The following is a 24,864-nucleotide window of genomic DNA, read 5'->3' on the forward strand; positions in this document are numbered from 1 at the left end:
CGACACGATGGGTCCCCGCTGCCTCAGTCCTCGACGCCGTCGAGCGCCGCCGCCAGTTCGTCGAGCCAGACCTTGGCCGTGCCGTCCGACGGCGCGCGCCAGTCGCCGCGCGGCGACAGGGCGCCGCCGCCCGAGACCTTGGGTCCGTTGGGCAGCGCCGATCGCTTGAACTGGCTGATCGTGAAGAAGCGGAAGAGGAATTTCTCCAGCCAGCTTCGGATCGTCGCCAGATCATATAGATTGCGCGCCTCCACCGGCAGCCCCGCCGGCCATAGCCCTGCCTGCGCATCGCGCCAGGCATGCCAGGCCAGAAAGGCGATCTTCGACGGCCTCAGCCCCTGCCGCACGACATGGTGGAGGAAGAAGTCGTTGAGCTCATAAGGGCCGATCCTGGCCTCGGTGCTCTGGATCGCGCCATTCGCGTCGGCGGGGACGAGTTCGGGCGAAATTTCGGTCCCGAGGATCGACAGCAAAATCGCGTCGGTGGCGGCATCGAACTGGTCGGTGCGGACACACCAGCGGATCAGATATTGGATCAGCGTCTTCGGCACCCCGGCGTTGACGCCATAATGGCTCATCTGGTCGCCGACGCCATAGGTGCACCAGCCCAGCGCCAGTTCGCTGAGATCGCCGGTCCCTACGACGAAGCCACCATGGTGGTTGGCCAGCCGGAACAGATAGTCGGTCCGCAGCCCCGCCTGCACATTCTCGAAAGTGATGTCGTAGAGCGGTTCACCATCGGCGAAGGGGTGGCCCAGGTCGGTCAGCATCTGCCGCGCCGCCGGGCGGATATCGATCTCCTCGGCGGTGATGCCGAGCGCGCGCATCAGCGCCCAGGCATTGGCCTTGGTGGCGTCGCCCGTCGCGAAGCCCGGCATGGTGTAGCCGCGAATGGTGGTGCGCGGCAGGCCCAGTCGGTCGCAGGCCTTGGCCGCGACGATCAGGGCATGGGTCGAATCGAGCCCGCCCGAAATGCCGATCACCATCGCCTTGCCGCCGGTCGAGCGGAAGCGCTTGGCCAGTCCCTCGACCTGGATGTTGAAGGCCTCGTAGCAGTCGGCATCGAGTTCGGCGGCGTCCGTCGGCACGAAGGGAAAGCGCGCGACCGGCCGGGCCAGCCCAACGTCTCGGCCGTGCGGCCTATGGGTGAAGGCAATGCGGCGGAAGCGCGTCTCTGGATGCCCGGCAACGGTCGCGCAGTCGTTGAACGTGCCGTTGCGCATCCGCTCGAGCCGAAGCCGCTCGACATCGACATCGGCCAGGATCAGTTCGGGGTCGAGGCCGAAGCGCGTCGATTCGGCGAGCATCGTGCCCAGCTCGTGGATCATCGCCTGACCGTCCCAGGCAAGGTCGGTCGTGCTCTCGCCCGGCCCGCTGGCCGAATAGCAATAGGCAGCGATCGCGCGCACCGATTGCGACTGGGCAAGCATCGCCCGCTCGCGGGCTTTGCCGACGATGATGTTCGAGGCGGACAGGTTGCAGAGGATCAGCGCACCCGCCATCGCCCCGGCGGTCGACGGCGGCTGCGGTGCCCAATAATCCTCGCAGATCTCGACGTGGAAGACGAAGTCCGGCAGGTCCTCGGCCGCGAAAATCTGATCGGCGCCGAAGGGCACGCGCTGTCCGCACAGCGCCATGTCGAGCCCGACCAGTCCATGGCCCGGCGCGAACCAGCGCTTCTCATAATATTCGCGGTAATTGGGCAGGAAGCTCTTCGGCACGACGCCCAAAAGGCGGCCCCGCGCCACGACCACCGCGCAATTGTAGAGCCGCCCGGAACGGCGCAGTGGCGCGCCGACCAGCAGCACGGGCGCGAGCATCGCGCTCGCCTCGACGATCCGGGCCAGTTCGACCTCGACCCGGTCGAGCAGTGCGTCCTGCAGATGCAGATCGTCGATCGCATAGGAGGACAGACAGAGCTCGGGGAGGACGAGCAGATCGACGCCCGCCGCATCGGCACGATGCGCGAGATCGAGTATCGCATCGGCATTGGCGCCGACATCGCCGACGCTGGCCAGCGGCGTACCCGCCCCGACCCGGACGAAGCCATGACGGTGAATCGAGAAGAAGGACGCGGCTTCGGACATCAGGGCTCCCGATCGGCTGCCTTCGCGCCGGGTACGCACCCCTGCGACGAAAAACTCACCTGCCCCATAGAGGAAGGCGCAGCCCAGCGCCAACACCCAGCGCCTGCGCGCGCCCCTGTGTCGCTCAGTCGGCGGTGTGGATGCGGTTCCGGCCCAGTTGCTTCGCCTGATAGAGCGCCGCATCGGCGCGCTTGAGGATCGACCCCGGCGAATCATGGACGTTGAGCTCGGCGAGACCGCCCGAGAAGCTCAGCCTGCCGAGCGACTGGCCGGTGTGCGTCACCTTCAGCTCGCGCGCGGCGATGGCGGAGCGGATCTTGTCGAGCACGGCCACCGCACCATCCGCTGCCCCGCGTTCGAACACGACGACGAACTCCTCGCCGCCATAGCGCGAGACGAACACGTCGCCATTGGCCGCCCGGCCCAGCGACGAGCCGACGAACTTGATCACCTCGTCGCCGATCTGGTGGCCATGGGTGTCGTTGAACTGCTTGAAATGGTCGATGTCGCAGATCGCCAGTGCCAGCGGCGTATCGCCTCGCCGCGCCTTTTCGAAGGCATTGCGCAAATGATGGTCGAGCGCACGCCGGTTGGGCAGGCCGGTCAGCGGGTCGCTGTTGGCCCGGTGATGGGCGGCAGCCAGATCCTTGCGCATGACGCTCATCTGCGCCTCGGTCCGGCGGAGATCCTCCTCGGCCGCCTGCGCCTTGTCGATCATCGACCGGGTCAGCCCGACCAGCTTCTGGACCGCCTGCGCCGGCGAGCCATCGGCCTCCAGACCGGCAGCCTCATGCGCGAGCGCCTGGCCATAGTCGCGCGCATCATCGCCCGAACGCGTCAGGATCGACGACATTTCTTCCAGGAAGCCCTGTGCCTCGGTCGCGATCCGCGACAGCTCGTCGGTCGACAGGCCGCTGTCGATCCGTGCCGAGATCGCCGCAGCCACGGCCTCGTTGAGGCCGCCTTCCTTGGCGATGGCGCGATCGATCATCGCATTGAATTCGCCATCCCGCCCAGACAGATAGCGGTGGCACATTTCGAAATTGGCCGGCGACGGTTCGAGCCCATGGTCGAACAACAATTTACCGATCATGTCGTAGAGTCGGCGCCATTCGGCGCGCTCCGCTGACTTCTCGGCTATACGTTCCTCGCGCACAACTACACCCCTGATCCTGGCACCAGGGGATAGTGCGAGATTCGATACATCCGGTTAATGCCGCACCGTAATATTACGGCGTCACGGCCTCCAGCGGCCCGTCTCCATCCAGGCCAGAAGCGGCTTCAACGGGACGATCCAGACGATGCCGGCCACGACGTAGATCAGCAGCTGGACGAGCATATGCTGCTCCCCGATCCACGAGGATGCCGTAGCGACAATCACCGCCCAGACGAGAATCAGCAGCAAGATCAGAAAGATGCCTGTGGGCTTGCGCCAGCTCGGTTCGTTCACCCTCTTTCCTCCGGCTCGATCGGCCCCCGTTCGGTGACCACTGCGCCCAGCGGCACGTCCCAGGGATCGCCGGCTATGGCGCAGCTTTGCTGCACCGACCAGCCGAACCCGATTTTTTTCACCATTGGCCGTAGGGCGAAGGCGCGATCGTAAAAACCGCCCCCCTGGCCCAGGCGCATGAGTCGCGAGTCGAATCCAACCAAAGGAGCGACGATCGCATCGGGCTCCCTCAGCGGTGCATCCGCCGATGGCTGGAGCAGTCCGCGCCATCCGCGTTCCAGCGGATCGACCGGCGACCAGAGATGGAAATGCATATCCGAGCCCGGACCCGTCACGCGCGGGAGAAGCACCGCGAACCCCGCCCGCGCCGTAGCGTCGATCGCCGCCGCGCACCCCATCTCGCTGCCGAGCGCGACGTAGAATGCAACCGCCGTGGAGCCGGCGAGCAGCGGCATCAGCGCGCTTGCAGCATCCGCTTCGAGACGGGCGCGCTTCTCGATGGACAAGGCCCCGACATAGGCGTCGCGGGCGGCGCGCAACGCCTTTCTCTGCGCGGCCTTGGCGGTGGGATGGTTCGTCATGTCACCGGACCGGCGAGGAAGGGCGGGTGGCGGGACCGCCATGGTCGTTTGCTGGAATATCCTCTGACGCCAGTAGCATCAGGTGGGGACCATATGTTCCGGACCAGGATCCGGGCAGGGACAGCCCCCTAGGAATGTGAATCGCCTCAGGGATGTTCTCTGCAGCTCGTGCCGGGCAGAACCCGCCGCCCTTCATGTAGGACGACAGCGTCCGAGTCTCAAGGTGCGACGCGCCGCCTCGGCTCAGACCGTCGGCCGCTCCAGCTGCTCGGCCAGCCGCTCGACCCGTTCGGCGATCCGTTCGATAGCTACGGCATAAGCGGGATCGGGCTCCGCATTGGCCGCAACCTCGTTCCGCGCCACCGCAGCCGCACCGCGCAGATCGTTGACCTCATCCGCGAGCAGCAGAGCCGACAACAGCAGCGTGCGCGACTCCGTCATGTCCCCCAGCGCCCCGGTGATGTCCTGCGCCTTCCCATTGACCATGTGGACCAGCGCCCGCAGATGGTCTTCCTCACCATCGCGGCAGCTCAGGCGATAGCGCCGTCCGGCGACTTCGACGTCGACGTCGGCCATCAATATTTCTCCAGCAGGCGGTCTATCCGCTCGATCGCCGACTCGGTCGTCTCGCGGAGGGTGCGGTGGCGTTCAGCCAGACGATAGAGAGCCTCACTCTCGTCATGGCCGAATCCGGACTGGGTCGAGGGGGTGGATTCTATTCCGGCTTCGACACGGGCGATCGCGCGTTCGAGCCGGCCCAGGGCAAGGATCAGGCGGCGGTCTGTCATCGATTCGATGGAATAGCAGCCTCGCGCCGCCCCGCAAGGCTTCCCCAAGGTTGACGATACCGCTTTGGCACGACAAAGGGGCCGCGCGAACAGGCGAGCCCTGTTCGACCGACGATCCCGCCCGTCCGCACAGAAGGTAGACCATGACGATTGCACCGCGGCAGCTTGCCAATGCCATCCGCGCCCTTTCGATGGATGCGGTGCAGGCCGCCAATTCGGGGCACCCCGGCATGCCGATGGGCATGGCCGACGTCGCGACCGAGCTGTTCACCCGTCACCTGAAGCATGATCCGGCGAAGCCCGACTGGGCCGATCGCGACCGCTTCGTGCTGTCGGCGGGCCATGGCTCGATGCTGATCTACTCGCTGCTGCACCTGACCGGCTATGCGCGGCCGACGATCGACGACATCCGCGATTTCCGCAAGCTGCACAGCCCATGTGCCGGCCACCCCGAGAATTTCGAGCTCGCGGGCGTCGAGGCGACCACCGGCCCGCTCGGTTCGGGACTTGCCACCGCCGTCGGCATGGCGATGGCCGAGCGGCACCTGAACGCGGTGTTCGGCGACGATCTGGTCGACCACCGCACCTGGGTCATCGCCGGCGACGGCTGCCTGATGGAAGGCATCAACCATGAAGCAATCGGCCTCGCCGGCCATCTGCAGCTCGGCAAGCTGATCGTCCTGTGGGACGACAACAAGATCACGATCGACGGCGCTGTGTCGATGAGCTCGTGCGAGGACGTGCTCGCGCGTTATGCCGCTACCGGCTGGCACACCGTCTCGTGCGACGGTCATGACGCGGCGAGCATCGCCCAGGCGTTGGAAGCGGCCAAGGCCGACCCGCGCCCGTCGATCGTCCAGTGCAGTACGGTCATCGGCTTCGGTGCGCCCAACAAGCAGGGCACCTCGGCGACCCACGGGTCGGCGCTCGGTGCCGACGAGGTCGCCGCGACCCGCGCCCATCTCGGCTGGACCGCCGAGCCGTTCGTCGTTCCCGACGATATCAAGGCCGCCTGGCTCGAAGCAGGGCAGCGCAGCGTCGGCGAACATCAGGCCTGGCAGGCGCGCCTCGCCGCCTCCGCGCAGAAGGACGAGTTCGAGCGCCGCATGGCGGGCAAGCTGCCGGCCGGCTTCTCGCTCGACGCCTATCTCCAGGATCTCGCCGCCAACCCGCAGAAGGTCGCGACCCGCAAGGCATCGGAAATGGTGCTCGGCCCGATCAACGAGCAGCTGCCCGAGACGATCGGCGGTTCGGCCGACCTGACCGGATCGAACAACACCAAGACCAAGGCGCAGGCGCCGTTCACCGCCGACAATTATGCCGGCCGCTATGTCTATTATGGCATCCGCGAGTTCGGCATGGCCTGCGCGATGAACGGCATGGCGCTCCATGGCGGCGTGATCCCTTATGGCGGCACCTTCCTGGTCTTCTCCGACTATTGCCGCGCGGCGATCCGCCTCTCGGCGCTCCAGCAGCTGCGCGTCGTCTATGTCATGACGCATGACTCGATCGGCCTCGGCGAGGACGGCCCGACCCATCAGCCGGTCGAGCATATGATGAGCCTGCGCGTGATGCCGAACCTCGACACCTATCGTCCGTGCGACGTCGTCGAGACGGCGGAATGCTGGGCGCTGGCGCTGGAGAAGGCCGACGGCCCGTCGCTTCTCGCCCTGTCGCGCGAAGGCCTGCCGCAGCTGCGCACCGACGTGTCGGAAAATCTGTCCGCCAAGGGCGCCTACCGGTTGAAGACCGCCGATGCGGCGCGCAAGGTGGTCCTGATAGCCAGCGGGTCCGAGGTCGAGATCGCCCTTGCCACCGCGCAGAAGCTTGAAGATGCCGGCTTCGGCGCCGACGTCGTCTCGATGCCGAGCTGGGAACGCTTCGACGCGCAGCCCGAGGCCTATCGCGACGAGATCCTGCCCGAGGGCGTGCTGCTCGCCTCGATCGAAGCCGGCACGACCATCGGCTGGGAACGCTATGTCGGCCGCAAGGGCCTGCGCTTCGGCCTCGACGGCTTCGGCGCCTCGGCCCCGGTCAAGGCGCTCTACGATCATTTCGGCCTGACCGCCGACAAGATCGCTCCCCAGATCATCGGGGCGCTCAGCAACTAAACAAACCGCAGGAGATTTCGGCACATGGCAGTCAAGGTTGCAATCAACGGCTTCGGTCGCATCGGTCGGAATGTGGCGCGCGCCATCCTCGAGCGCACCGATCACGACCTTGAGCTGGTCTCGATCAACGATCTGGCCGACGCCAAGGCCAATGCCCTGCTGTTCAAGCGCGACTCGGTCCATGGCAAGTTCAGCGGCACCGTCGAGGTCGACGGCAACGACCTGATCATCAACGGCAAGCGCATCCATGTCACCGCCGAACGCGATCCGGCCAAGCTGCCGCACGCCGCCCAGGGTGTCGACATCGCGCTCGAGTGCACCGGCTTCTTCACCAACCGCAAGGGCGGACAGGCGCATATCGATGCCGGCGCCAAGCGCGTGCTGATTTCGGCGCCTGGCAAGGAAGTCGACCTGACCGTCGTGTTCGGCGTCAACCATGAGCAGCTGACCGCCGACCACATCATCGTGTCGAACGCGTCGTGCACCACCAACTGCCTCGCGCCCTTCGCCAAGGTCCTGCACGAGGCGATCGGCATAGAGCGCGGCCTGATGACCACGATCCACGCCTATACCAACGACCAGAAGATTCTCGACCAGATCCATGAGGATCCGCGCCGCGCCCGTGCCGCCGCGATGTCGATGATCCCGACCACCACCGGTGCTGCCCGTGCGGTCGCCGAGGTGCTGCCTGCACTGAAGGGCAAGCTCGACGGCTCGGCGATCCGCGTGCCGACCCCGAACGTCTCGGTCGTCGACCTGACCTTCACCCCGTCGCGCGAAACGACGAAGGAAGAAGTCAACGCCCTGCTCAAGGCAGCGGCCGAAGGCCCGCTCAAGGGTGTGCTCGGCTATACCGACGAGCCGCTCGTTTCGATCGACCTCAATCACGACGCCCATTCGTCGACGATCGACAGCCTCGAGACCTCGGTCATCGAAGGCAAGCTCGTCCGCGTGCTCAGCTGGTACGACAATGAGTGGGGCTTCTCGAACCGCATGGTCGACACGGCCGGCGCGATCGGCAAGCTGCTCTGAGTTGAGCCGAGGGCCTGCCTTCCGCGCGGCGCCCGCCGCCATCGGCCGCCTTGCCGCGGCCGTGGCGGTCGGACCCGCTGCGTGGACGGAACAGGCCTTCTGACATGGCAGGCCGGCTGATCGGGATCGCACGGAAGAGCCGCGCCCATGGGCCGCTCGAAACCGTCGATGCCGTCGAGATCGGCCTGGCCACCGGCGTGCACGGCGATCATCGTGGCGCCATCCGGCCCGGCAAGTCCAACCGGCGGCAGGTCACGATCCTGCGTGCCGAAGACTGGGCGGCAGCGATTGCCGAACTCGGCATCCCCGTGTCCTGGGAACAGCGCCGCGCCAATCTGCTGGTCGAAGGCATAGACCTGCCGCAGGCGGCCGGCGCCATGCTGCGTATCGGGACGGCGCTGTTCGAAATCACGGGCGAATGCGACCCGTGTCGGCGGATGGACGCGGTCGCCGACGGGCTGCAGAGCGCGCTACGACCCGAGTGGAGGGGCGGACGCATCGCCCGGGTGATCGAGGGCGGACATATCGCCCTCGGCGACACTGTTGAAATCGAGGGATAAGATGGCTTTCAGGACACTCGACGACATCGGCGACGTGCGCGGCAAGCGCGTGCTGGTCCGCGAAGATCTCAATGTGCCGATGGACGGCGCCACGGTCACCGACGACACGCGGCTGCGCGCCGCCGCGCCGACGGTCGCCGAACTGTCCGACAAGGGCGCGATCGTGCTGGTCCTCGCCCATTTCGGCCGGCCCAAGGGCGAACGCAATCCGGACATGAGCCTGGCCCTCGTCACCGGCGCCTTCCGCTCGGTTCTGGGCCGCGAAGTCCGCTTCATCGGCGATTGCTGTGGCGAAGAGGCAGAAGCTGCGGTCGCGCAGTTGCAGCCGGGCGACATCGCACTGCTCGAGAACACCCGCTTCCACAAGGGCGAGGAAAAGAACGACTCCGCACTCGCCGAAGCGATGGCGAAGCTGGGCGATCTCTACGTCAACGACGCTTTCTCCGCCGCGCACCGCGCCCATGTCTCGACCGAAGGCCTCGCGCGGCTGCTCCCGGCTTTCGCCGGCCGTTCGATGCAGGCCGAGCTGGAAGCCCTGGAAAAGGCGCTCGGAAAGCCCGAGCATCCGGTGGCCGCCGTCGTCGGCGGCGCCAAGGTGTCGACCAAGCTCGACGTCCTCAAGCATCTGGTCAGCCGGGTCGATCATCTGATCATCGGCGGCGGCATGGCCAACACCTTCCTCGCCGCGCGCGGCATCGATGTCGGCAAGTCGCTGTGCGAGCATGACCTGAAAGACACCGTGCTCGAAATTCTCGACGCCGCCGAGAAGGCCGAATGCATCGTCCACCTTCCCTATGACGTCGTCGTGGCGAAGGAATTCCGCGCCAATCCGCCGGTGCGGACCGTGAACGTCCACGAAGTCGCCGCCGACGAGATGATCCTCGACGTCGGACCAGCGGCGGTCGAAGCGCTCGGCGATGCGCTGAAGACCTGCCGGACCCTCGTGTGGAACGGGCCGATGGGCGCGTTCGAAATCGCGCCTTTCGATACTGCCACGGTCGCGCTCGCCCGCACGGCGGCGGCGCTGACCAAGGGCGGCTCGCTGGTGTCGGTCGCTGGCGGCGGCGATACGGTGGCGGCGCTCAACCATGCCGGCGTCGCGGCCGACTTCAGCTTCGTTTCGACCGCCGGCGGCGCTTTCCTCGAATGGATGGAAGGCCGGGAACTTCCGGGGGTGAAGGCGCTCGAAGCCTGAGACCCGTATATCCGGGGGACGCCGCAACGGTGCCCCCAAATATAGACAGACAGGAGATAATCACCCATGTTCGATCAGGAGACGGCGAAGACGATCGCCGACGGCAAAGGCTTCATCGCGGCGCTCGACCAGAGCGGCGGTTCGACGCCCAAGGCCCTCAAGGGCTATGGCGTCGAGGAAGGCGCCTGGTCGACCGAAGAGGAGATGTTCGGCCTCATCCACGCGATGCGCACCCGCATCATCACCTCCCCCGTCTTCACCGGCGAGAAGGTGATCGGCGCAATCCTGTTCGAGCGGACGATGGACGGCCAGGCCGACGGCAAGCCCGTTCCGCAGGTGCTCAACGCGCGCGGCGTCGTCCCCTTCATCAAGATCGACAAGGGCCTTGAGGACGAAGCCAATGGCGTCCAGCTGATGAAGCCGATGCCGGGCCTCGATGCGCTGCTGGCGCGGGCCAAGGGCCTCGGCGTCTTCGGCACCAAGGAGCGGTCGGTGATCAACCTCGCCAACCGCGAGGGCATCGCCGCGATCGTCAGGCAGCAGTTCGAAGTCGGCCAGCAGGTGCTCGCCGGCGGGCTGATGCCGATCATCGAGCCCGAGGTGAACATCAAGAGCCCGGAGCGCGCCGAAGCCGACCAGATCCTGCTCGAGGAGCTGACCAAGGCGCTCGACGCGATGACCGGCGATGACAAGGTGATGCTCAAGCTGTCGCTGCCGGCGAAGGCGGGCCTGTTCGACGCTCTGGTCGATCATCCGCGCGTGCTGCGCGTCGTCGCGCTGTCGGGTGGCTATAGCCGCCCCGACGCCTGCACCGAACTGGCGAAGAACCGCGGCGTGATCGCGAGCTTCAGCCGTGCGCTGCTCGAAGATCTCCGCGCACAGATGAGCGACGAGGAATTCGACGCATCGCTCGGTGCCGCGATCGACGAGATCTACACGGCGTCGACCAGCAAGACCGCCTGAATTCAGAGTCTGGGGGGTGGTAGCCATCGCCCCCCTCCTCTTTCCGTCATTCCCGTGAAGGCGGGAATCCACCGGCGAACGCACTCCGGATCGCCAGAGGGTCGGTCAACCGACCCGGTGGATTCCCGCCTTCGCGGGAATGACGTTTGTGGCTAAGTGATAGGCATGACCACGAACGACATCGATGATTTCGACGAGGACGAGCTCCGGCTCGATCCTGCATTTGCAGACCGGTTCGACCGCGACGACAGCCGGCCGCCGTGCAAGATCTACCTGATCTCGCCGCCGTCGATCGACGATGGTTTCGCGGAGACGCTGGCGGCTGCGCTCGATGCCGCACCGGTCGTGGCCGCCTTCCAGCTGCGCCTCAAGGGCATCGACGACCATCGCATCGCAGATCTCGCCCGTCCGCTGCAGGCGGTCTGCGCCTCGCGCGATGTCGCCTTCATCATCAATGATTCGATCGGCCTTGCGAAGCGCCTCGAAGCCGATGGCGTCCACCTCGGCCAGGCCGACGGCGATCCGCGCGACGCGCGCGCGCAACTCGGACCGCAGGCCCAGATCGGCGTCACATGCCACGACAGCCGCCATCTCGCGATGGAAGCGGGCGAAGCCGGGGCCGACTATGTCGCCTTCGGTGCCTTCTATCCCACCACGACCAAAGAGACTGAGCATCGGCCCGAGCCGTCCATCCTCGGCTGGTGGTCGACCGTGTTCGAGCTGCCCTGTGTCGCGATCGGCGGGATCACGGCCGAAAATGCCGCACCGCTGATCGCGGCAGGCGCAGATTTTCTCGCAGTATCGGGCGCGGTCTGGAACGATCCGGATGGGCCAGCGGCAGCCGTGAAAAAGTTCGCGGCGCTGGAGGGTATCGGCTAAATCTCCCGGCGACCGGCCTCCTCAAGCGCCTAGGCCCGCTGCTCCACGACCCGCTCGATCAACGGCAAGTCTGCCCGCCACGTCGATCGATGGGCGTCCGGTCCTCCCGTCTCCATCGGGTTGATGATCGCGGAGTAGCGTAGCCGCTTGACCTGACCGAGCTTCAGAAAGGCCATGTGCAGATAATTCTCCTGGTGCAGCTCGATCACCCTGGGGCCGGCAGCGCCCGGCGTAAAAAGAATGTTGGTCATCGCCGCGCCATGCTGGGTCACGATGGTATCGGCGTCGCGGAACAGTGCCATCTGGTCGGCGAAGCTCAATTCGGAAGCCAGTAGCGTTACGAAACCGAGCGCTTCCAGCCGGTCGCGCAGCTCCTCTTCATTGACCATCTTGCGCTTCCACGCATCGAACCGCGCTATGTAGACGCGCTGACCGGCAAAAGGTGATGGCGAGGGCGGCGGCATCAGCCGGTCGAACGCGGCCACGAGGGTCGGATGAGGACAGAAGGCGAAATCGCCCCCGGTCAGGTTGCTGTGGATGCCGAGCGCCGGCAGCGCGACTTCGCCCGGTGCCAGCTCGACGACACGGTCGGGCGAGATCGATGCCGCGACTATGCTCTCACGCCGTAGCGGCGTCAGGGACGGAACGAGCATGTGGCACCCCGGCGCCACGCCAAGATGCTCGGCGATCAGGATCGGCGCAAGACATTGGACCAGCCAATGATAATGGTTCCTGGTCACGGCATTGCCCGCAACCAGCACCGTCCCCTCGATCGGAAGGAAAGAACCGGCCGCCGCCAACGCCTCGCGCCAGCGCCCATCGTTCAGATAGGTCGAGCTGGAAACCAGCCCATCCCGCTCGGCCAGGGTCAGGAAGCTGCCGCCGATCGTCATCAGCGGCTGCGGCTCGCTGAAACGGATTTCGGGCGCGGTGAATTTGGACTGGGGACGATAGGTCCAAATGTCGAGCTGCGCTGACGGCGTCACCGCATCCGACACAAAGATCTCCGGCTCCCAGCGCGGCACCACGACCGGCGCCAGTGCCGCAGCAGCCCCTGTCACACCCTCGGCGGTTCCCCCGGTCACCCCTCTATCAACCCAGCTTGCCGAACTCCTTCTCAAAGCCGGCAATGTCATTTTGTTCGAGATAGCGGGCCTGGTCGATCCAGCGGTCGCGGAAGATGCGGCCCTTGAACGCGCCGAGGCGGGCATCGACTTCGGCCGCCTGCGCCGGATCGAGCGCGGCGAGTTGATCGAAACGATGGATGCCGATGCCGTTGAGCACCGTCTTGGCCTTCGGACCCAGGCCCTTGATGCGCGTCAGCTCGTCGGCGGGCAGGTCGGGATGGGCATCGACGCCCAATATGGGTGTCGCGACGTCGAGGATCGCAGCGGCGGCGCTGTCGACCACGCCATGGCCTTCTTCCACCTTCACCTCGTCAGGCGTCGGCGCAGCTGCGGGCGACGGGGTGGCGATCACCGCGGCCGCGAGTGCCGGCTCGGCCGACCGGGTCGAGACAGGCGCGGGCGCATCGCTCAGCGACACGCGCTGCTTGGGTTTGCGCAGCAACAGGAAGAGCCCCGCGATCGCAATGATGGCGACCAGCGTGGCGATGATCAGCGTAGCGTTCGACATACCCCCGAAATCCCTCGTTGACTTGACCTTTTGCGAACGCCCGTGAGCGTCAACCGTTCCGCTGCCGTGCCAGTTCGCGCCACCCAATGTCGCGCCGGCAGAAGCCGCTCGCGAAATCGAGCGCATCGACCGCGGCATAAGCGGTGTCGCGCGCTTCGCCGATATCCCGGCCCAGCGCGGTGACGTTCAGCACACGTCCGCCATTGGCGACCAGTTCGCCGTCCTTGATCGCGGTGCCGGCATGGAAGATCTTGGTGCCCTTCGCCTCGGCCGCCTCGACATTGCGGATCGGCCCGCCCTTCGCCGGCGTGCCGGGATAGCCTTTGGCGGCCATAACCACCGTCAGCGCACTGTTCGGCGACAGGCTGGGACGCGCGATTTCGTGCAGGCGGCCCTCGGCGACCGCGAGCATCAGCGTCACGAGATCATCCTCAAGGCGCAGCATCAGCACCTGACATTCCGGGTCGCCGAAGCGGGCATTATATTCGATCAGCTTGGGGCCTTCGGCGGTCAGCATCAGCCCGGCATAGAGCACGCCCGAATAGGGAATGCCGGCCGCCGCCATTGCGCGGACCGTCGGCTCGACGATCTCGCGCATGGTCCGCGCTTCCAGCTCGGGGGTCAGCACCGGCGCCGGGCTATAGGCGCCCATGCCGCCAGTGTTCGGCCCGGTGTCGCCGTCGCCGACGCGCTTATGGTCCTGCGCCGAGCCGAAGGGGACGACGGTGGTCCCATCGGTCAGCGCGAAGAAGCTCGCTTCCTCGCCGGTCAGAAACTCCTCGACCACCACCTCGGCACCGGCGCTGCCGAAGCTGCCGCCGAACATGTCGTCGATCGCATTCCCGGCCTCGGCACGGCTCTCGGCGATGACCACGCCCTTGCCGGCCGCCAGCCCATCGGCCTTGATCACGACCGGAATGCCGAAGCTGTCGAGCGCCGCCTTGGCCGAGGACGCATCGGAGAAGCGACCATAGGCCGCCGTCGGAATATTCTCGCGGCGGCAGAGGTCCTTGGTGAAGCCCTTGGAGCCCTCGAGCTGCGCCGCCTCGCGGTTGGGGCCGAAGGTCAGGATGCCATTCGCGCGCAGAAGATCGCCCAGGCCGGCGACCAGCGGCGCCTCGGGCCCGATCACCACCAGGCCGACATTCTCCTCCCGCGCGAAGGCCAGCACGGACTCCGGGTGCGTCGGATCGAGATCGACGCATTCGGCAAGTTGGGCTATGCCGGGATTGCCCGGCGCGGCGAACAATTTGGTGAGCCGGTCCGATTGCGCGAGCTTCCAGGCCAGCGCATGTTCGCGGCCCCCCGATCCCAACAGCAGGACGATCATGAACGAGTTTCTCCCAGGCGTGCCCCCAAGCGACAGGCCCCGCCTGTTAGCCGAGGAGCAGCCGGGCGACAACGCACCCGCGCTGTCGGTGTCGGAATTATCCGGCGCGCTGAAGCGGACGGTCGAGGATGCCTTCGGCTTCGTGCGGGTGCGAGGCGAAATCTCCGGCTTCAAGCGGCATAGTTCTGGCCATTGCTATCTGAGCCTGAAGGACGAGCGCGCCTGCATCGATGGGGTGGTCTGGAAGGGGCAGGCCGCCACGCTGCGCTTCCGCCCCGAGGACGGGATCGAGGTGATCGCGACCGGCAAGCTCACCACCTTCCCCGGCCGGTCCAAATATCAGATCGTGATCGACCGCATGGAACTGGCGGGCCAGGGCGCGCTGATGGCGCTGCTCGACCAGCGCCGGCGGCAACTTGCGGCGGAAGGCCTGTTCGACGAGGAGCGCAAGCGGCCCCTGCCCTTCATGCCGCGCGTGATCGGCGTGGTGACGTCGCCGACCGGAGCCGTCATTCGCGACATTCTTCACCGCCTCGCCGACCGCTGCCCGAGCCATGTGATCCTGTGGCCGGTCGCGGTGCAAGGCGATGCGGCAGCACCCCAGATCGCGCGGGCCGTGCGCGGTTTCGGCGCGCTTGCGCCCGATGGCCCGGTGCCCCGCCCCGACCTGCTGATTGTCGGCCGTGGCGGCGGCTCGATCGAGGATCTCTGGGCGTTCAACGAGGAGGAGGTCGTCCGCGCGATCGCCGAATCGCCGATCCCCGTCATCTCGGCGGTCGGACATGAAACCGATACGACCCTTGCCGACTTCGCCGCTGATCGCCGCGCGCCGACCCCGACCGCGGCGGCCGAAATGGCGGTGCCGGTGCGCGCCGATCTTGCCCATCATGTGCGCGAACTCGGCGCGCGCGCCGAGCGGTTGGCGCGGCGCTATCGCGAGCGGGCCGACGAACGGTTCGAGGCCGTGGTCGACCGCTTTCCTTCGCTCGACGGGCTGTTCGCCGGGCAGCAGCAACGCCTCGACGATGTCGCCGATCGTCTGCCCCGCGCGCTCGGCCAGCGTCTCGCCCACGCGCGCAGCGACCTCGCCCATGCCGCCGGGGCATTGCGTCCTTCGCTGCTCGACCGCAAATATGAGCGCGCGACCGAGCGGCTCGCTTCGGTCCGCCTCACTGACCGACCGATCCGCGCCAAGATCGATCAGAATCGCGCGGCACTCGACCAGCTGTGGCGCCTCGCCGAACAGCTGCACCCCGACCGGCCGCTGCAGCGCGGCTATGTCCGGGTCGAGCGCCGGGGCGGCGGCGTGCTGACCTCGACAGCGGCAGCCCGTGAGGCAGGCTTGCTGACGCTGCATTTCGCCGACGGCTCGGTCGAGGCGCGCGTCGACGGTGAGGAGGATCGCCCGCCGCCTAGGCCGCCAGCCCGCGCCCGGACGGTGGCGGAAGACGCTCCGCGCCAGCAAAAGCTCTTTTAGTCCCGGCCCATCGCGGCCATATGACCTCCCGGAGGATTGACCCATGCTGATGAATGCGGGCCGCGAGGCCCGGCTCCATTATCTCGCCAACGGCTTCCGCGTTCTCACCGGCGGCGACCATGTCGTCTGTGCCGTGTCGGGCGTCGCGATCCCGCTCGACGAGTTGCGCTACTGGAGCGTGGCGCGCCAGCAGCCTTATGCCAGCGCGGTCGAGGCGACCCAGGCGGAGCTGCAGGCTTGAACCCAGCGCGGCTCGCGCTCGCCGCCCTGCCGTCGCTCCTGTTCGTTGCGGGCTGCGCGCCGTCGCTCGTCCCGCCATCGGCACCGGTGCCTTCCGCCGTGCCCGTCCCCCCGGCCCGCATCGTCGACAATGCCGATTTCGGATTGTCGGGCCGCATCGAGCAAGGCAGTCTGGCGTTCGGTCAACTCCCGCCGGGCACCGCGACGTTGAGCCTCGATGGCAAAGCTGTCGCTGTTGCCGCCGACGGACGCTTCCTGATCGGCTTCGATCGCGATGGCAAAGCCGAAGCCGCGCTCGAAGCCGTGATGGCCGATGGCACCATCTGGCGGCGGCGCCTCGCCGTTGCGCCGCATGGCTGGCAGATCGAGTCCCTGCCGACCCTGCCCAAGGGCACGACGCCGACCCCCGAATTCCTCGCCCGCCGCAAGGTCGAGCTGGAGCAGATCGCCGCCGCGCGCGCGCAGACCCATGATATCGGCGGTTGGCGACAACGCTTCATCTGGCCGGTGACGGGCCGGATCAGCGGACTGTTCGGATCGCAGCGCATCTATGCCGGCGAACCGGGCAGTTTCCATTCCGGGGTCGACGTCGCCCGGCCGACCGGTACGCCGATCGTGGCGCCCGCCGATGGGGTGGTGGTGCTCGCGGCGGCAGCACCCTTCTCGCTCGAAGGCAATCTGCTGATGATCGACCATGGCATGGGGCTGAACTCCGCTTTCCTGCATCTGTCGCGCATCGACGTCGCGGTCGGACAGACTGTCCGCCAAGGCCAGCTGCTCGGCGCGATCGGGATGACCGGACGGGCCACGGGCCCGCACCTGCACTGGTCGCTCAAATGGCGCGATGCCCGGGTCGATCCCGCGCCGGTGGCCGGCCCGATGCCCTGAAGGCGGTGGCCGGCTTGCGATAGGCGCGCGCCTATTCGACGCGGCGGAAACGGACACCCCGACTGATGCCGACCGAGCCGAGATAGCTGCCCAGCGAGGCCTTGCGTATCTTGACCTTGTCCCCTGTCTGCGGGGGCGCTTTGAGGACGCCCATGGTGTTCCATGTGCCTGCGTCATTCGCGAGGTTGAGCGTCCAGTCTCCCGCCCTGGTCATGCGGGCGCCAACGACGGTGCTTTCGATTTCCTGCACCTCATCGGCCGCATCTTCCTTCTCGTTCCCACTGCTGAACAGCGACAGCTTGGGCAAGGTGAAGCCGAACAGCGATTTCTTGGTCTCGCGGATCTCCTTGCGGTCGACGACGACCAGATCCTTCTTCTTCTCGGCCTCCTCCATCGCGCCGACCGACCGGTCATAGCAGGCGAGCCGCTGGACGTTGTCGGCAATCCCGCGACAGTCGATCAGATTGCGGAAAAGTTCGGGGCGATCACGGATCTTCTCCGCTGCGGGCACGGCGGTCGCGACAGCCAGCGCAGATAGCCCGAGAAGCGCCGAAAAATGCCCCTTTTTCATCCTAATCCTCCTGCCTTTGAAACAATATAACCATGTTGCACCAGATCGACGCAATGCCGTTTCGCCACTGTTGCATAAATACGACAACAGCGGCCCAACATGCCTCTCCGGATTAACCTCCGCTTTACAGCTTGATCAGATTTCTTGCACATCAGCGAGATACCCGAACGAGCTGTGTATGGTGTGCCAGCGCCTGCGCTTTTTCGTGAGGGTTGAGCTCGGGCCGACGATTCGGCCCGCTCACTCCAGAAAAGGGACTGGAAAGTGACCACTAATATCAACAAGGTCAGCCGTTTCGGGCTGAGCTGCAGCGCAGCTTCGTTTGCACTGAGCATCGCGCTCGCTGCGCCGGCATTCGCCCAGGCGACCCCGGAAGCGGCTGCCGAGGCTGAGGATTCGTCCGTCATCGTCGTGACGGGCAGCCGTATCGCAAACCCCAATCTGACGGCTGCGTCGCCGGTGACGGCGGTGGATGCCACCGAAATCAGGCTCAGCGGTACCACCCGTACCGAAGACCTTCTGAATTCGCTGCCGCAGGTTGTCGCGAGCCAGACCAACACGCTCGCCAATGGCGCGACGGGTACCGCTACGGTCGACCTTCGCGGCCTCGGCTCGTCGCGCACCCTCGTGCTGATCAACGGCCGCCGCCTGATGACGGGCGACCCGAATTCGACCAGCTCGGCCGCCGACTTGAACTTCATTCCCGCGGCGCTCGTGAAGCGCGTCGACGTCCTCACGGGCGGCGCCTCCGCCACCTACGGTGCCGACGCCGTCGCCGGTGTCGTCAACTTCGTGATGGACACCGACTTCGAAGGTTTCCGGATCGACACCAATTACGGCGTCAACCAGCACAAGAACCGCAACAAGGTCACCCCGCCGCTGCTGAACGCCCGCCAGAACGCAGGCTTCGCCGGCTTCGACTATCCGAAGGGCAATGTCGTCGACGGCGGCAACTTCGATGCGACGATCTCGTTCGGTCTGAACTTCGACGAAGGCCGTGGCCGCGCAACCGCCTATTTCGGCTATCGCAAGACCCGTCCTATCCTGCAGTCGCGTCGTGACTACAGCGCCTGCACCATCCAGGAAAACGACAGCCTCGCGGGCGGCTTCACCCCGTCTGCACCGCTCCAGTGCGGTGGCTCGCTGACCAACCGTCCCGGTACGGCGATCTTCTACACCAACGACACCTCGTCCTCGACAGTGGGCACCTTCGGCCCGGGCGTGCTGAACCAGGGCGTGGTCGATCGGTTCAACTTCGCTCCGACCAACCATTTCCAGCGCCCCGACGAGCGTTACACCGCCGGCGTGTTCGCGGATTATGAGATCAGCGAAGCCATCCATCCGTACATGGAATTCATGTTCATGGATGACCGCACCGTTGCGCAGATCGCGCCGTCGGGTAACTTCGGCAACACGCTCACGATCAACTGCGACAACCCGCTGCTGTCGGCCAACCAGCGTGGCCAGCTCTGCGCGCCGAACAATCTGATCGTCGGCCAGATCGGCAGCTTCCCGCTCGCAACCGGCCTGTATCAGGGCATTTTCGGCACGGCAGCGCCCGGCCCGATCGCTTACACCGATCCCATTACCGGCGCGACCTACAACAGGGGCTTCATGCAGCTGCTGCGCCGCAACGTCGAAGGCGGTCCCCGCATCAACGACTTGCAGCACACGGCGTTCCGCACGGTGCTCGGTACGCGTGGCGATCTCAGCCCGGCATGGTCGTACGATGCCTATTATCAGTATGGCCGTACCAACTATTCGCAGGTCTACAGCAACGAGTTCTCGATCCGTCGTCTGGGCAATGCACTCGACGCCGTTGCCGGCCCCAACGGCACCGTCGTCTGCCGCTCGGTCCTGACGGGTGCCGATCCGAACTGCGTTCCTTACGACATCTTCAGCGGCAATGTTTCGCAGGCAGCCGTCAACTATCTGAGCAGCACGGGCTTCCTCAAGGGCTACACCTCGCAGCAGGTCCTCAGCGGCCAGCTGACGGGTCTGCTCGGCGAATATGGCCTCAAGACGCCTTGGGCGAACGACGGCGTGAACATCGCCATCGGCGCCGAGTATCGCAAGGACGCCCTGGATCTGCAGTCGGACAACGCGTTCTCGACCGGCGATCTGTCCGGCCAGGGCGCGGCTACGCCGCCGGTCTCGGGCTCGTACAACGTCCGCGAACTGTTCGGCGAGGTCAACATTCCGGTGATCCAGGACAGCTTCATCTACGAGCTGAGCTTCAACGGCGCCTATCGCTATTCGAAGTACAAGACCTCGAACGGCCGCAGCTTCAAGACCGACACCTACAAGCTCGAGGCAGCTTTCGCTCCGGTCCGGGACATCAAAATCCGCGGTACCTTCGCAAAGGCGGCGCGCGTTCCGAACATCCAGGAGCTGTTTGCCCCGCAGATCGTCGGACTCGATGCAACCAGCGATCTGTGCGCCGGCCGTGCGATCACGGCGGCCGACGTCGGCTGTCTTGCCCAGGGCCTTCGCATCGGTCAGACGGTCACGGCCAATCCTGCTCAGCAGTATAACGGCCTGATCGGCGGCAACCCGAACCTGAACCCGGAAAAGTCGACCACCAAGACCGTTGGTGTGCTGTTCCAGCCCACCTTCCTGCCGGGCTTCTCGCTCAGCGTCGACTATTTCGACATCAAGGTGAAGGACTTCATCCAGGGCTTCGGTTCGGATGCGATCCAGGCATCGTGCGTGAACGACCAGAACCTGGAAGCTTGCGCACTGGTCAATCGTAACCCGGCAGGCTCTCTGTGGCTGACCCCGGATGGTTTTGTCCGCAACATTCCCACGAACGTCGGCGGCATCCAGACCAAGGGTTACGAAGTCAACGGCAGCTATGCCCGCAACATCGGCCCCGGTCGCCTGTCGTTCAACATCGCCGGTACGCTGCTCGACAGCTATGTCGTCGATAACGGCCTGACCGAACTGTACGATTGTAGGGGCTATTTCGGCCAGACCTGCGGAAACCCGCTGCCGAAGTGGCGCCATCGTGCGCGTGCGACCTATCAGATGGAGAATGGTATCGGCCTGTCGCTGGCATGGCGTTACCTCTCGTCGGTCAAGATCGAGTTCCAGAGCCCGAGCGCGTCGCTCGCTGGTCCGTTCTATGACTTCGACGCCAAGATCAAGGCGCAGAGCTACTTCGATCTGGCCCTCACGGTGGATCTGGACGACCGCATGACCTGGCGCGTTGGTGCCAACAACATCATGGACCGTCAGCCTCCGCTGGTTGGTTCGGGAAGCGGCAACTTCGGAGCCAGCGGCTGCGCGGCGACGACCTGTAACGGCAACACCTATCCGGGCACCTACGATGCGCTCGGCCGTTACATCTACACCGGCATCACGCTGAACTTCTAACTCTGGCCATCAACGGCTGATCTGGACGGCGGTTTCTCCCGAAACCGCCGTCCTTTTCTTTGGGGGAGATGGGAGATACGCTGGCCGGACCTCTCCTTGCTCGCCCCGCAGCAATCCATCCGGTGAGAAATATCACGCATGTCCGACACCACCGCATCACCTGTGCTGAACCAGATCGTCGGCCTGGCCCGCGCCAATCGGCTCGATGAAGCTGCTGCAGTTGCTGCCGAAGCGTGGAAGGTTCGGCCCGATCCCGTCCTGGCTGCCTTGGCCGGTGCGGTCGAGCATCACCGGGGCCGCTTTGACTCGGCCGTCGACTATCTGCGCGTGGCGCTTCGCGCCAAGCCCGGCGACTCCGTGGTACGCGCCAATCTCGCAGAATCTCTGTTTCGAATTGGACGGGCGGAAGAGGTTCTGACGCTCTGCGACACTGCCAATATGGTCGCCGACGGCAGCCTCCGGCTCGCAAGGCTTGCCGGCTATCTTCACCAGGAAGCGGGCGCATTCGAAGAGGCCGTCGCCTGCTATCGCCTGATTGTCGAGCGCGTCGCGGACGACTGGGGCGCATGGAATAATCTGGGCAACGCCCTCAATGCCCTGGGGCGCCGCGACGAAGCGCTCGATGCGCTCCGCACGGCGCGCGACCTCGCCCCCGACTCCGCGCCGATCCTGCTCAACCTGGGCAACACGCTGATCGAGGCCCGCCTCGGTGACGAAGCCGAAGCCGTCTTCAAAAGTGCGGTCGACCAATATCCTGACGATGTCCGGCCCGTCCTCGCGCTCTATAATCTCTACCGTGAGGCAGGGCTGGAGGAGCAGGCTTATGTCAGGCTCTCGGAAGCTGCCAAACTGGCGCCCCATGACGCCAAGATCCTCACCGATCATGCCCAGGAAGCCGCACGCCACAATCAATATGAGATCGCCGAGGAGGGGTATGAGGCGGCCCTCAGCGTAGCGCCGGACTTCGGCCCCGCATTTGTCGGGCTCGCCTCGCTCTACGAACGGGTAAATCGGGAGAAGGAGCTGGACTCGCTCCATGATCGCGCGCTGGCCGGAAAGGCCGACGAGCAAAGCCTTTCCTTTATCGAGGCATTACGCTTCAAACGCGCGGGCCAGTTCGAGGAGGCGCGCCTCGCCCTTGAAAAGGCCGGCGAGGCGATCGTTTCCGGACGCCTTCTCCATCTGCGCGGCACCGTACTCGACCGCCTTGGCAGATATGACGAGGCCTTCGCGACCTTCAGCGAGATGAACCGGCACTGGCAGGCGGATCCCACCCGGCCTCGCGAGCGCGCCCGAGAGTATCGCGAATCCATTTATCAGGCAGAAGAGCTGCTCTCTCGCGAGTGGATCGACGGCTGGAGCGAGGGACCGTCGCCGGACCAGCGACGGAGCCCTGTGTTCCTCGTAGGATTTCCGCGTTCCGGTACGACGCTGCTGGACACGATGCTGATGAGCGATCCCTCGGTGCTCGTGCTCGAGGAGCAGCCTTTCCTCGTCGAGGCCGAGCAGTCTCTGGGCGGCATAGCGGCGCTTCCTGCGGCCGAAGCCCAGTCTATCGAGGCCGCACGCGACGCCTATTTCGCTCGGATCGAGGCCATGTCGGGGCCGATCGGCCAGCGGCTGGTGATCGATAAGCACCCGATGCACCTCAACAAGGTCGCCGTTGCGCGCCGGCTCTTTCCGGATGCGCGCTTCATTCTGGCATTGCGCCACCCGGCCGACGTGCTGCTGAGCTGCTACATCACCAATTTCCGCATCAACAACGCGATGGCCAATTTTCTCGACCTTGAGGACGCTGCGGCTTTGTATGAGCTGACGTTCCGGCATTGGGAAAAGGCCCGCGCCTTGCTGGACATCCCTGTCCACGAGGTGGTTTACGAGAGGCTGGTGATCGATTCCGCCAGAGAGCTGAAGCCCCTGTTCGACTGGCTTGACCTGGCCTGGCCAGATCAGGGCGTCGACCATCAGGATGCCGCGCGGCGGCGGGGTGCTGTGCGCACTGCCAGCTATGCCCAGGTTGTCGAACCGATTTACTCGCGGTCGTCCGGCCGCTGGGCCCGCTACACGCCCTACCTAAGCCCCGCGCTGAAGGCGCTTTCGCCATGGATCGACCAGTTCGGTTATTCGCTGGACGACGCGCGCATCCCCGGCTGGCCTGTCGCAGACGCATGACGGCGGAGCCTGATCCCGTCCGGCTTGCCGAAGCAGACGAGTTGGTGCGGCGGGGCGAGATCGCCCGCGCAGCCGCGTTGCTTGAGGAGATATTGGCCGGCGGCGACGCGCCTTCGTCGATATGGCTGCGCCTCGCCGGGCTTCGGCGTGCCTTGAAACAGCCGCGTCGCGCGCTGGATGCGGTTCATCGGGCGCTCGCGACAGCCCCGCTGGACTTCACCGCGCTGGCAATGCGCGCCAGTCTGCTCGAGCGCATCGGTGACCCGGAGGCAGGCCGTGCCTGGGACCATGCGCTGGCGCAGAAGCCGGAGGGCGACCTGCCACCGATGGTCGCAAGGACGATCGCCGCAGGCGAGAGCTTTCGCGATCAGTGGGTCGAGCAGCGCGCGAAGGCGATGGACGATGCCGCCCGAACCGCTTCCGGCGGCGCGGCCCCGGATGATCGGGCCAAACTCGACCGCTTCCGCGACAATATTCTGCGGAAGACGAGGATCTATCGATCGGAGCCCTTTCAATATCATTATCCGGGACTGTCCGAACGCGAATTTCACCCCAGACACCGTTTTCCATGGCTCGCCGACCTCGAAGCGGCCACGTCAGAGATCCGCATGGAAGTCGAAGCGCTGCTGCGATCGAGCCGGGCAGAGCTTATCCCTTATCTCCAATATCCGGACCATGAGCCGCTCGCACAATGGGCAGAGCTTAACCGGAACCCCGACTGGACAGCCATTCATCTGATCCACAACGGAAAGCGGGTGGCCCGTAACGCGGACAGCTGCCCACGCACGATGGCCATCCTCGACAAAGTCGGACAGCCGAACATTCCGGGCTCGTCGCCCACCGCGATGTTCTCTCTTCTCGCTCCCCACACGCTCATCCCGCCGCATAACGGCATCAACAACAGCAGGCTGCTCTGCCACCTGCCGCTGATCGTTCCCGAGGGATGCTGGTTTCGCGTTGGCGCCGAAACACGGCCATGGCGCGAGGGCGAGGCTTTCATCTTCGACGATACGATCGAGCATGAGGCGAGCAATCCCAGCGACCACCTCAGGATCGTGCTGATCTTCGACATCTGGCATCCCGATCTGAGCGAAACCGAACGTCGGGCTATCGGCGCGATCATCGGCGCAGACAGCGGCGAGCCGCCCTTTGAACCACCAAATTTGCCTGCTAAATGAAACAGATGTTCGACGACTTACCGCAACACCCTGGTGCCACGAGGAGGACATGATGTCCGCATCCCACATGATTGCCTTGCTGCTGGCTTTTTCCGGAGCTGAACTGGCTGCGCAGGCCCCCGCGACCGATGCAAATGCAAGTGCGAGTGCAAGTGCACCTGCCACGAAGACCGACGATGCCGCTGCATCGTCCAAGGCCAACAGAATGATTTGCCGATCGGTCGAGGTGCTTGGCTCCCGACTGAAGGCCAACAAGGTCTGCATGACCAGCAGCGAATGGGCAGAGCAGCGCCGGGCTGACCGCATGAGCATCGATGGGGCACAGCGGGTTCGCGGCACCCAGGGCAACTGA

At 65.7% G+C, this 24,864-nt stretch carries 23 protein-coding genes; 13 read left to right on the forward strand and 10 right to left on the reverse strand.

The window, feature by feature from the left end:
• Window positions 1–23: 23 nt before the first annotated feature.
• The 6 genes from ACNI3R_RS12885 to ACNI3R_RS12910 form a co-directional block, all read right to left on the reverse strand.
• Window positions 24–2,087: an NAD(+) synthase gene (locus ACNI3R_RS12885; protein ID WP_426183893.1), complete on the reverse strand. Its 2,064-nt coding sequence runs from the start codon at window positions 2,085–2,087 to the stop codon at window positions 24–26.
• A 124-nt stretch (window positions 2,088–2,211) separates the two neighbouring features.
• Window positions 2,212–3,243, reverse strand: a complete 1,032-nt coding sequence (locus ACNI3R_RS12890; RefSeq protein WP_426183895.1) for a GGDEF domain-containing protein — start codon at window positions 3,241–3,243, stop codon at window positions 2,212–2,214.
• A gap of 81 nt (window positions 3,244–3,324) precedes the next feature.
• A complete protein-coding gene (locus ACNI3R_RS12895) occupies window positions 3,325–3,537 on the reverse strand; it encodes a DUF2842 domain-containing protein (RefSeq protein WP_426183897.1) in 213 nt (70 codons plus the stop codon).
• Window positions 3,534–4,160 carry a 5-formyltetrahydrofolate cyclo-ligase gene (locus ACNI3R_RS12900; protein ID WP_426183899.1) on the reverse strand — a complete coding sequence of 209 codons (627 nt, stop codon included), beginning with the start codon at window positions 4,158–4,160 and terminating at the stop codon, window positions 3,534–3,536. The genes ACNI3R_RS12895 and ACNI3R_RS12900 overlap by 4 nt, the downstream gene beginning before the upstream one ends.
• Before the next feature lie 201 nt (window positions 4,161–4,361).
• Window positions 4,362–4,694 (reverse strand): cell division protein ZapA, encoded by a 333-nt coding sequence (locus ACNI3R_RS12905; RefSeq protein WP_426183901.1) that lies wholly within the window; start codon window positions 4,692–4,694, stop codon window positions 4,362–4,364.
• Complete coding sequence (locus ACNI3R_RS12910; RefSeq protein WP_426183903.1) at window positions 4,694–4,906, reverse strand: hypothetical protein; 213 nt, start codon at window positions 4,904–4,906, stop codon at window positions 4,694–4,696. The genes ACNI3R_RS12905 and ACNI3R_RS12910 overlap by 1 nt, the downstream gene beginning before the upstream one ends.
• Window positions 4,907–5,049: 143 nt before the next feature.
• Here ACNI3R_RS12910 and tkt point away from each other — a divergent pair, with 143 nt between their 5' ends.
• The 6 genes from tkt (at window position 5,050) to thiE (ending at window position 11,646) form a co-directional block, all read left to right on the forward strand.
• Window positions 5,050–7,017, forward strand: a complete 1,968-nt coding sequence (tkt, locus tag ACNI3R_RS12915) for a transketolase (protein WP_426183905.1) — start codon at window positions 5,050–5,052, stop codon at window positions 7,015–7,017.
• A gap of 24 nt (window positions 7,018–7,041) precedes the next feature.
• The gene (gene gap / locus ACNI3R_RS12920) at window positions 7,042–8,049 is read left to right on the forward strand and encodes a type I glyceraldehyde-3-phosphate dehydrogenase (protein WP_426183907.1); all 1,008 of its coding nucleotides are present in this window, start codon (window positions 7,042–7,044) and stop codon (window positions 8,047–8,049) included.
• Between the two features lie 104 nt (window positions 8,050–8,153).
• A complete protein-coding gene (locus tag ACNI3R_RS12925) occupies window positions 8,154–8,609 on the forward strand; it encodes an MOSC domain-containing protein (RefSeq protein ID WP_426183909.1) in 456 nt (151 codons plus the stop codon).
• 1 nt (window position 8,610) lies between these two features.
• Window positions 8,611–9,804 (forward strand): phosphoglycerate kinase, encoded by a 1,194-nt coding sequence (locus ACNI3R_RS12930; protein ID WP_426183911.1) that lies wholly within the window; start codon window positions 8,611–8,613, stop codon window positions 9,802–9,804.
• A 66-nt stretch (window positions 9,805–9,870) separates the two neighbouring features.
• Window positions 9,871–10,767, forward strand: a complete 897-nt coding sequence (locus ACNI3R_RS12935; protein WP_426183913.1) for a fructose bisphosphate aldolase — start codon at window positions 9,871–9,873, stop codon at window positions 10,765–10,767.
• 165 nt (window positions 10,768–10,932) lie between these two features.
• Complete coding sequence (gene thiE / locus ACNI3R_RS12940; RefSeq protein ID WP_426183915.1) at window positions 10,933–11,646, forward strand: thiamine phosphate synthase; 714 nt, start codon at window positions 10,933–10,935, stop codon at window positions 11,644–11,646.
• Window positions 11,647–11,675: 29 nt separating this feature from the next.
• On the opposite strand, the gene ACNI3R_RS12945 is transcribed toward thiE, so the two are convergent.
• The 3 genes from ACNI3R_RS12945 to purD are packed head-to-tail and all read right to left on the reverse strand — an operon-like array spanning window position 11,676 to window position 14,611.
• Window positions 11,676–12,731: a glycosyltransferase family 61 protein gene (locus ACNI3R_RS12945; protein WP_426183917.1), complete on the reverse strand. Its 1,056-nt coding sequence runs from the start codon at window positions 12,729–12,731 to the stop codon at window positions 11,676–11,678.
• A gap of 7 nt (window positions 12,732–12,738) precedes the next feature.
• Window positions 12,739–13,281: a hypothetical protein gene (locus ACNI3R_RS12950; protein ID WP_426183919.1), complete on the reverse strand. Its 543-nt coding sequence runs from the start codon at window positions 13,279–13,281 to the stop codon at window positions 12,739–12,741.
• Between the two features lie 49 nt (window positions 13,282–13,330).
• Window positions 13,331–14,611 carry a phosphoribosylamine--glycine ligase gene (gene purD / locus ACNI3R_RS12955; protein WP_426183921.1) on the reverse strand — a complete coding sequence of 427 codons (1,281 nt, stop codon included), beginning with the start codon at window positions 14,609–14,611 and terminating at the stop codon, window positions 13,331–13,333.
• On the opposite strand from purD, the gene xseA reads away from it, so the two are divergent.
• Genes xseA through ACNI3R_RS12970 form a run of 3 tightly spaced genes read left to right on the forward strand, consistent with a single transcriptional unit; the run spans window position 14,610 to window position 17,216 of the window.
• Window positions 14,610–16,088, forward strand: a complete 1,479-nt coding sequence (gene xseA, locus ACNI3R_RS12960) for an exodeoxyribonuclease VII large subunit (RefSeq protein WP_426183923.1) — start codon at window positions 14,610–14,612, stop codon at window positions 16,086–16,088. The genes purD and xseA overlap by 2 nt on opposite strands.
• 43 nt (window positions 16,089–16,131) lie before the next feature.
• Entirely contained in the window at window positions 16,132–16,329 is a 198-nt protein-coding gene (locus ACNI3R_RS12965) for a DUF2093 domain-containing protein (protein WP_296622224.1), read from the forward strand.
• Window positions 16,326–17,216: a M23 family metallopeptidase gene (locus ACNI3R_RS12970; RefSeq protein ID WP_426183925.1), complete on the forward strand. Its 891-nt coding sequence runs from the start codon at window positions 16,326–16,328 to the stop codon at window positions 17,214–17,216. Before ACNI3R_RS12965 ends, ACNI3R_RS12970 begins: the two co-directional genes overlap by 4 nt.
• A gap of 31 nt (window positions 17,217–17,247) precedes the next feature.
• Here the strand turns inward: ACNI3R_RS12970 and ACNI3R_RS12975 are convergent, their stop codons facing one another.
• The gene (locus tag ACNI3R_RS12975) at window positions 17,248–17,787 is read right to left on the reverse strand and encodes a hypothetical protein (protein WP_426183927.1); all 540 of its coding nucleotides are present in this window, start codon (window positions 17,785–17,787) and stop codon (window positions 17,248–17,250) included.
• A gap of 264 nt (window positions 17,788–18,051) precedes the next feature.
• On the opposite strand from ACNI3R_RS12975, the gene ACNI3R_RS12980 reads away from it, so the two are divergent.
• The 4 genes from ACNI3R_RS12980 to ACNI3R_RS12995 all read left to right on the forward strand — a co-directional run bounded on the left by ACNI3R_RS12980 (window position 18,052) and on the right by ACNI3R_RS12995 (window position 24,864).
• On the forward strand, window positions 18,052–21,162 hold the full coding sequence (locus ACNI3R_RS12980; protein ID WP_426183929.1) for a TonB-dependent receptor domain-containing protein: 3,111 nt from the start codon (window positions 18,052–18,054) through the stop codon (window positions 21,160–21,162).
• 138 nt (window positions 21,163–21,300) lie between these two features.
• Window positions 21,301–23,334 (forward strand): tetratricopeptide repeat-containing sulfotransferase family protein, encoded by a 2,034-nt coding sequence (locus ACNI3R_RS12985; protein WP_426183931.1) that lies wholly within the window; start codon window positions 21,301–21,303, stop codon window positions 23,332–23,334.
• On the forward strand, window positions 23,331–24,512 hold the full coding sequence (locus ACNI3R_RS12990; protein ID WP_426183933.1) for an aspartyl/asparaginyl beta-hydroxylase domain-containing protein: 1,182 nt from the start codon (window positions 23,331–23,333) through the stop codon (window positions 24,510–24,512). The genes ACNI3R_RS12985 and ACNI3R_RS12990 overlap by 4 nt, the downstream gene beginning before the upstream one ends.
• A gap of 49 nt (window positions 24,513–24,561) precedes the next feature.
• A complete protein-coding gene (locus ACNI3R_RS12995; RefSeq protein ID WP_426183935.1) occupies window positions 24,562–24,864 on the forward strand; it encodes a hypothetical protein in 303 nt (100 codons plus the stop codon).

This window comes from Rhizorhabdus antheiae (assembly GCF_049889055.1).
Classification (GTDB): Bacteria; Pseudomonadota; Alphaproteobacteria; order Sphingomonadales; family Sphingomonadaceae; genus Rhizorhabdus.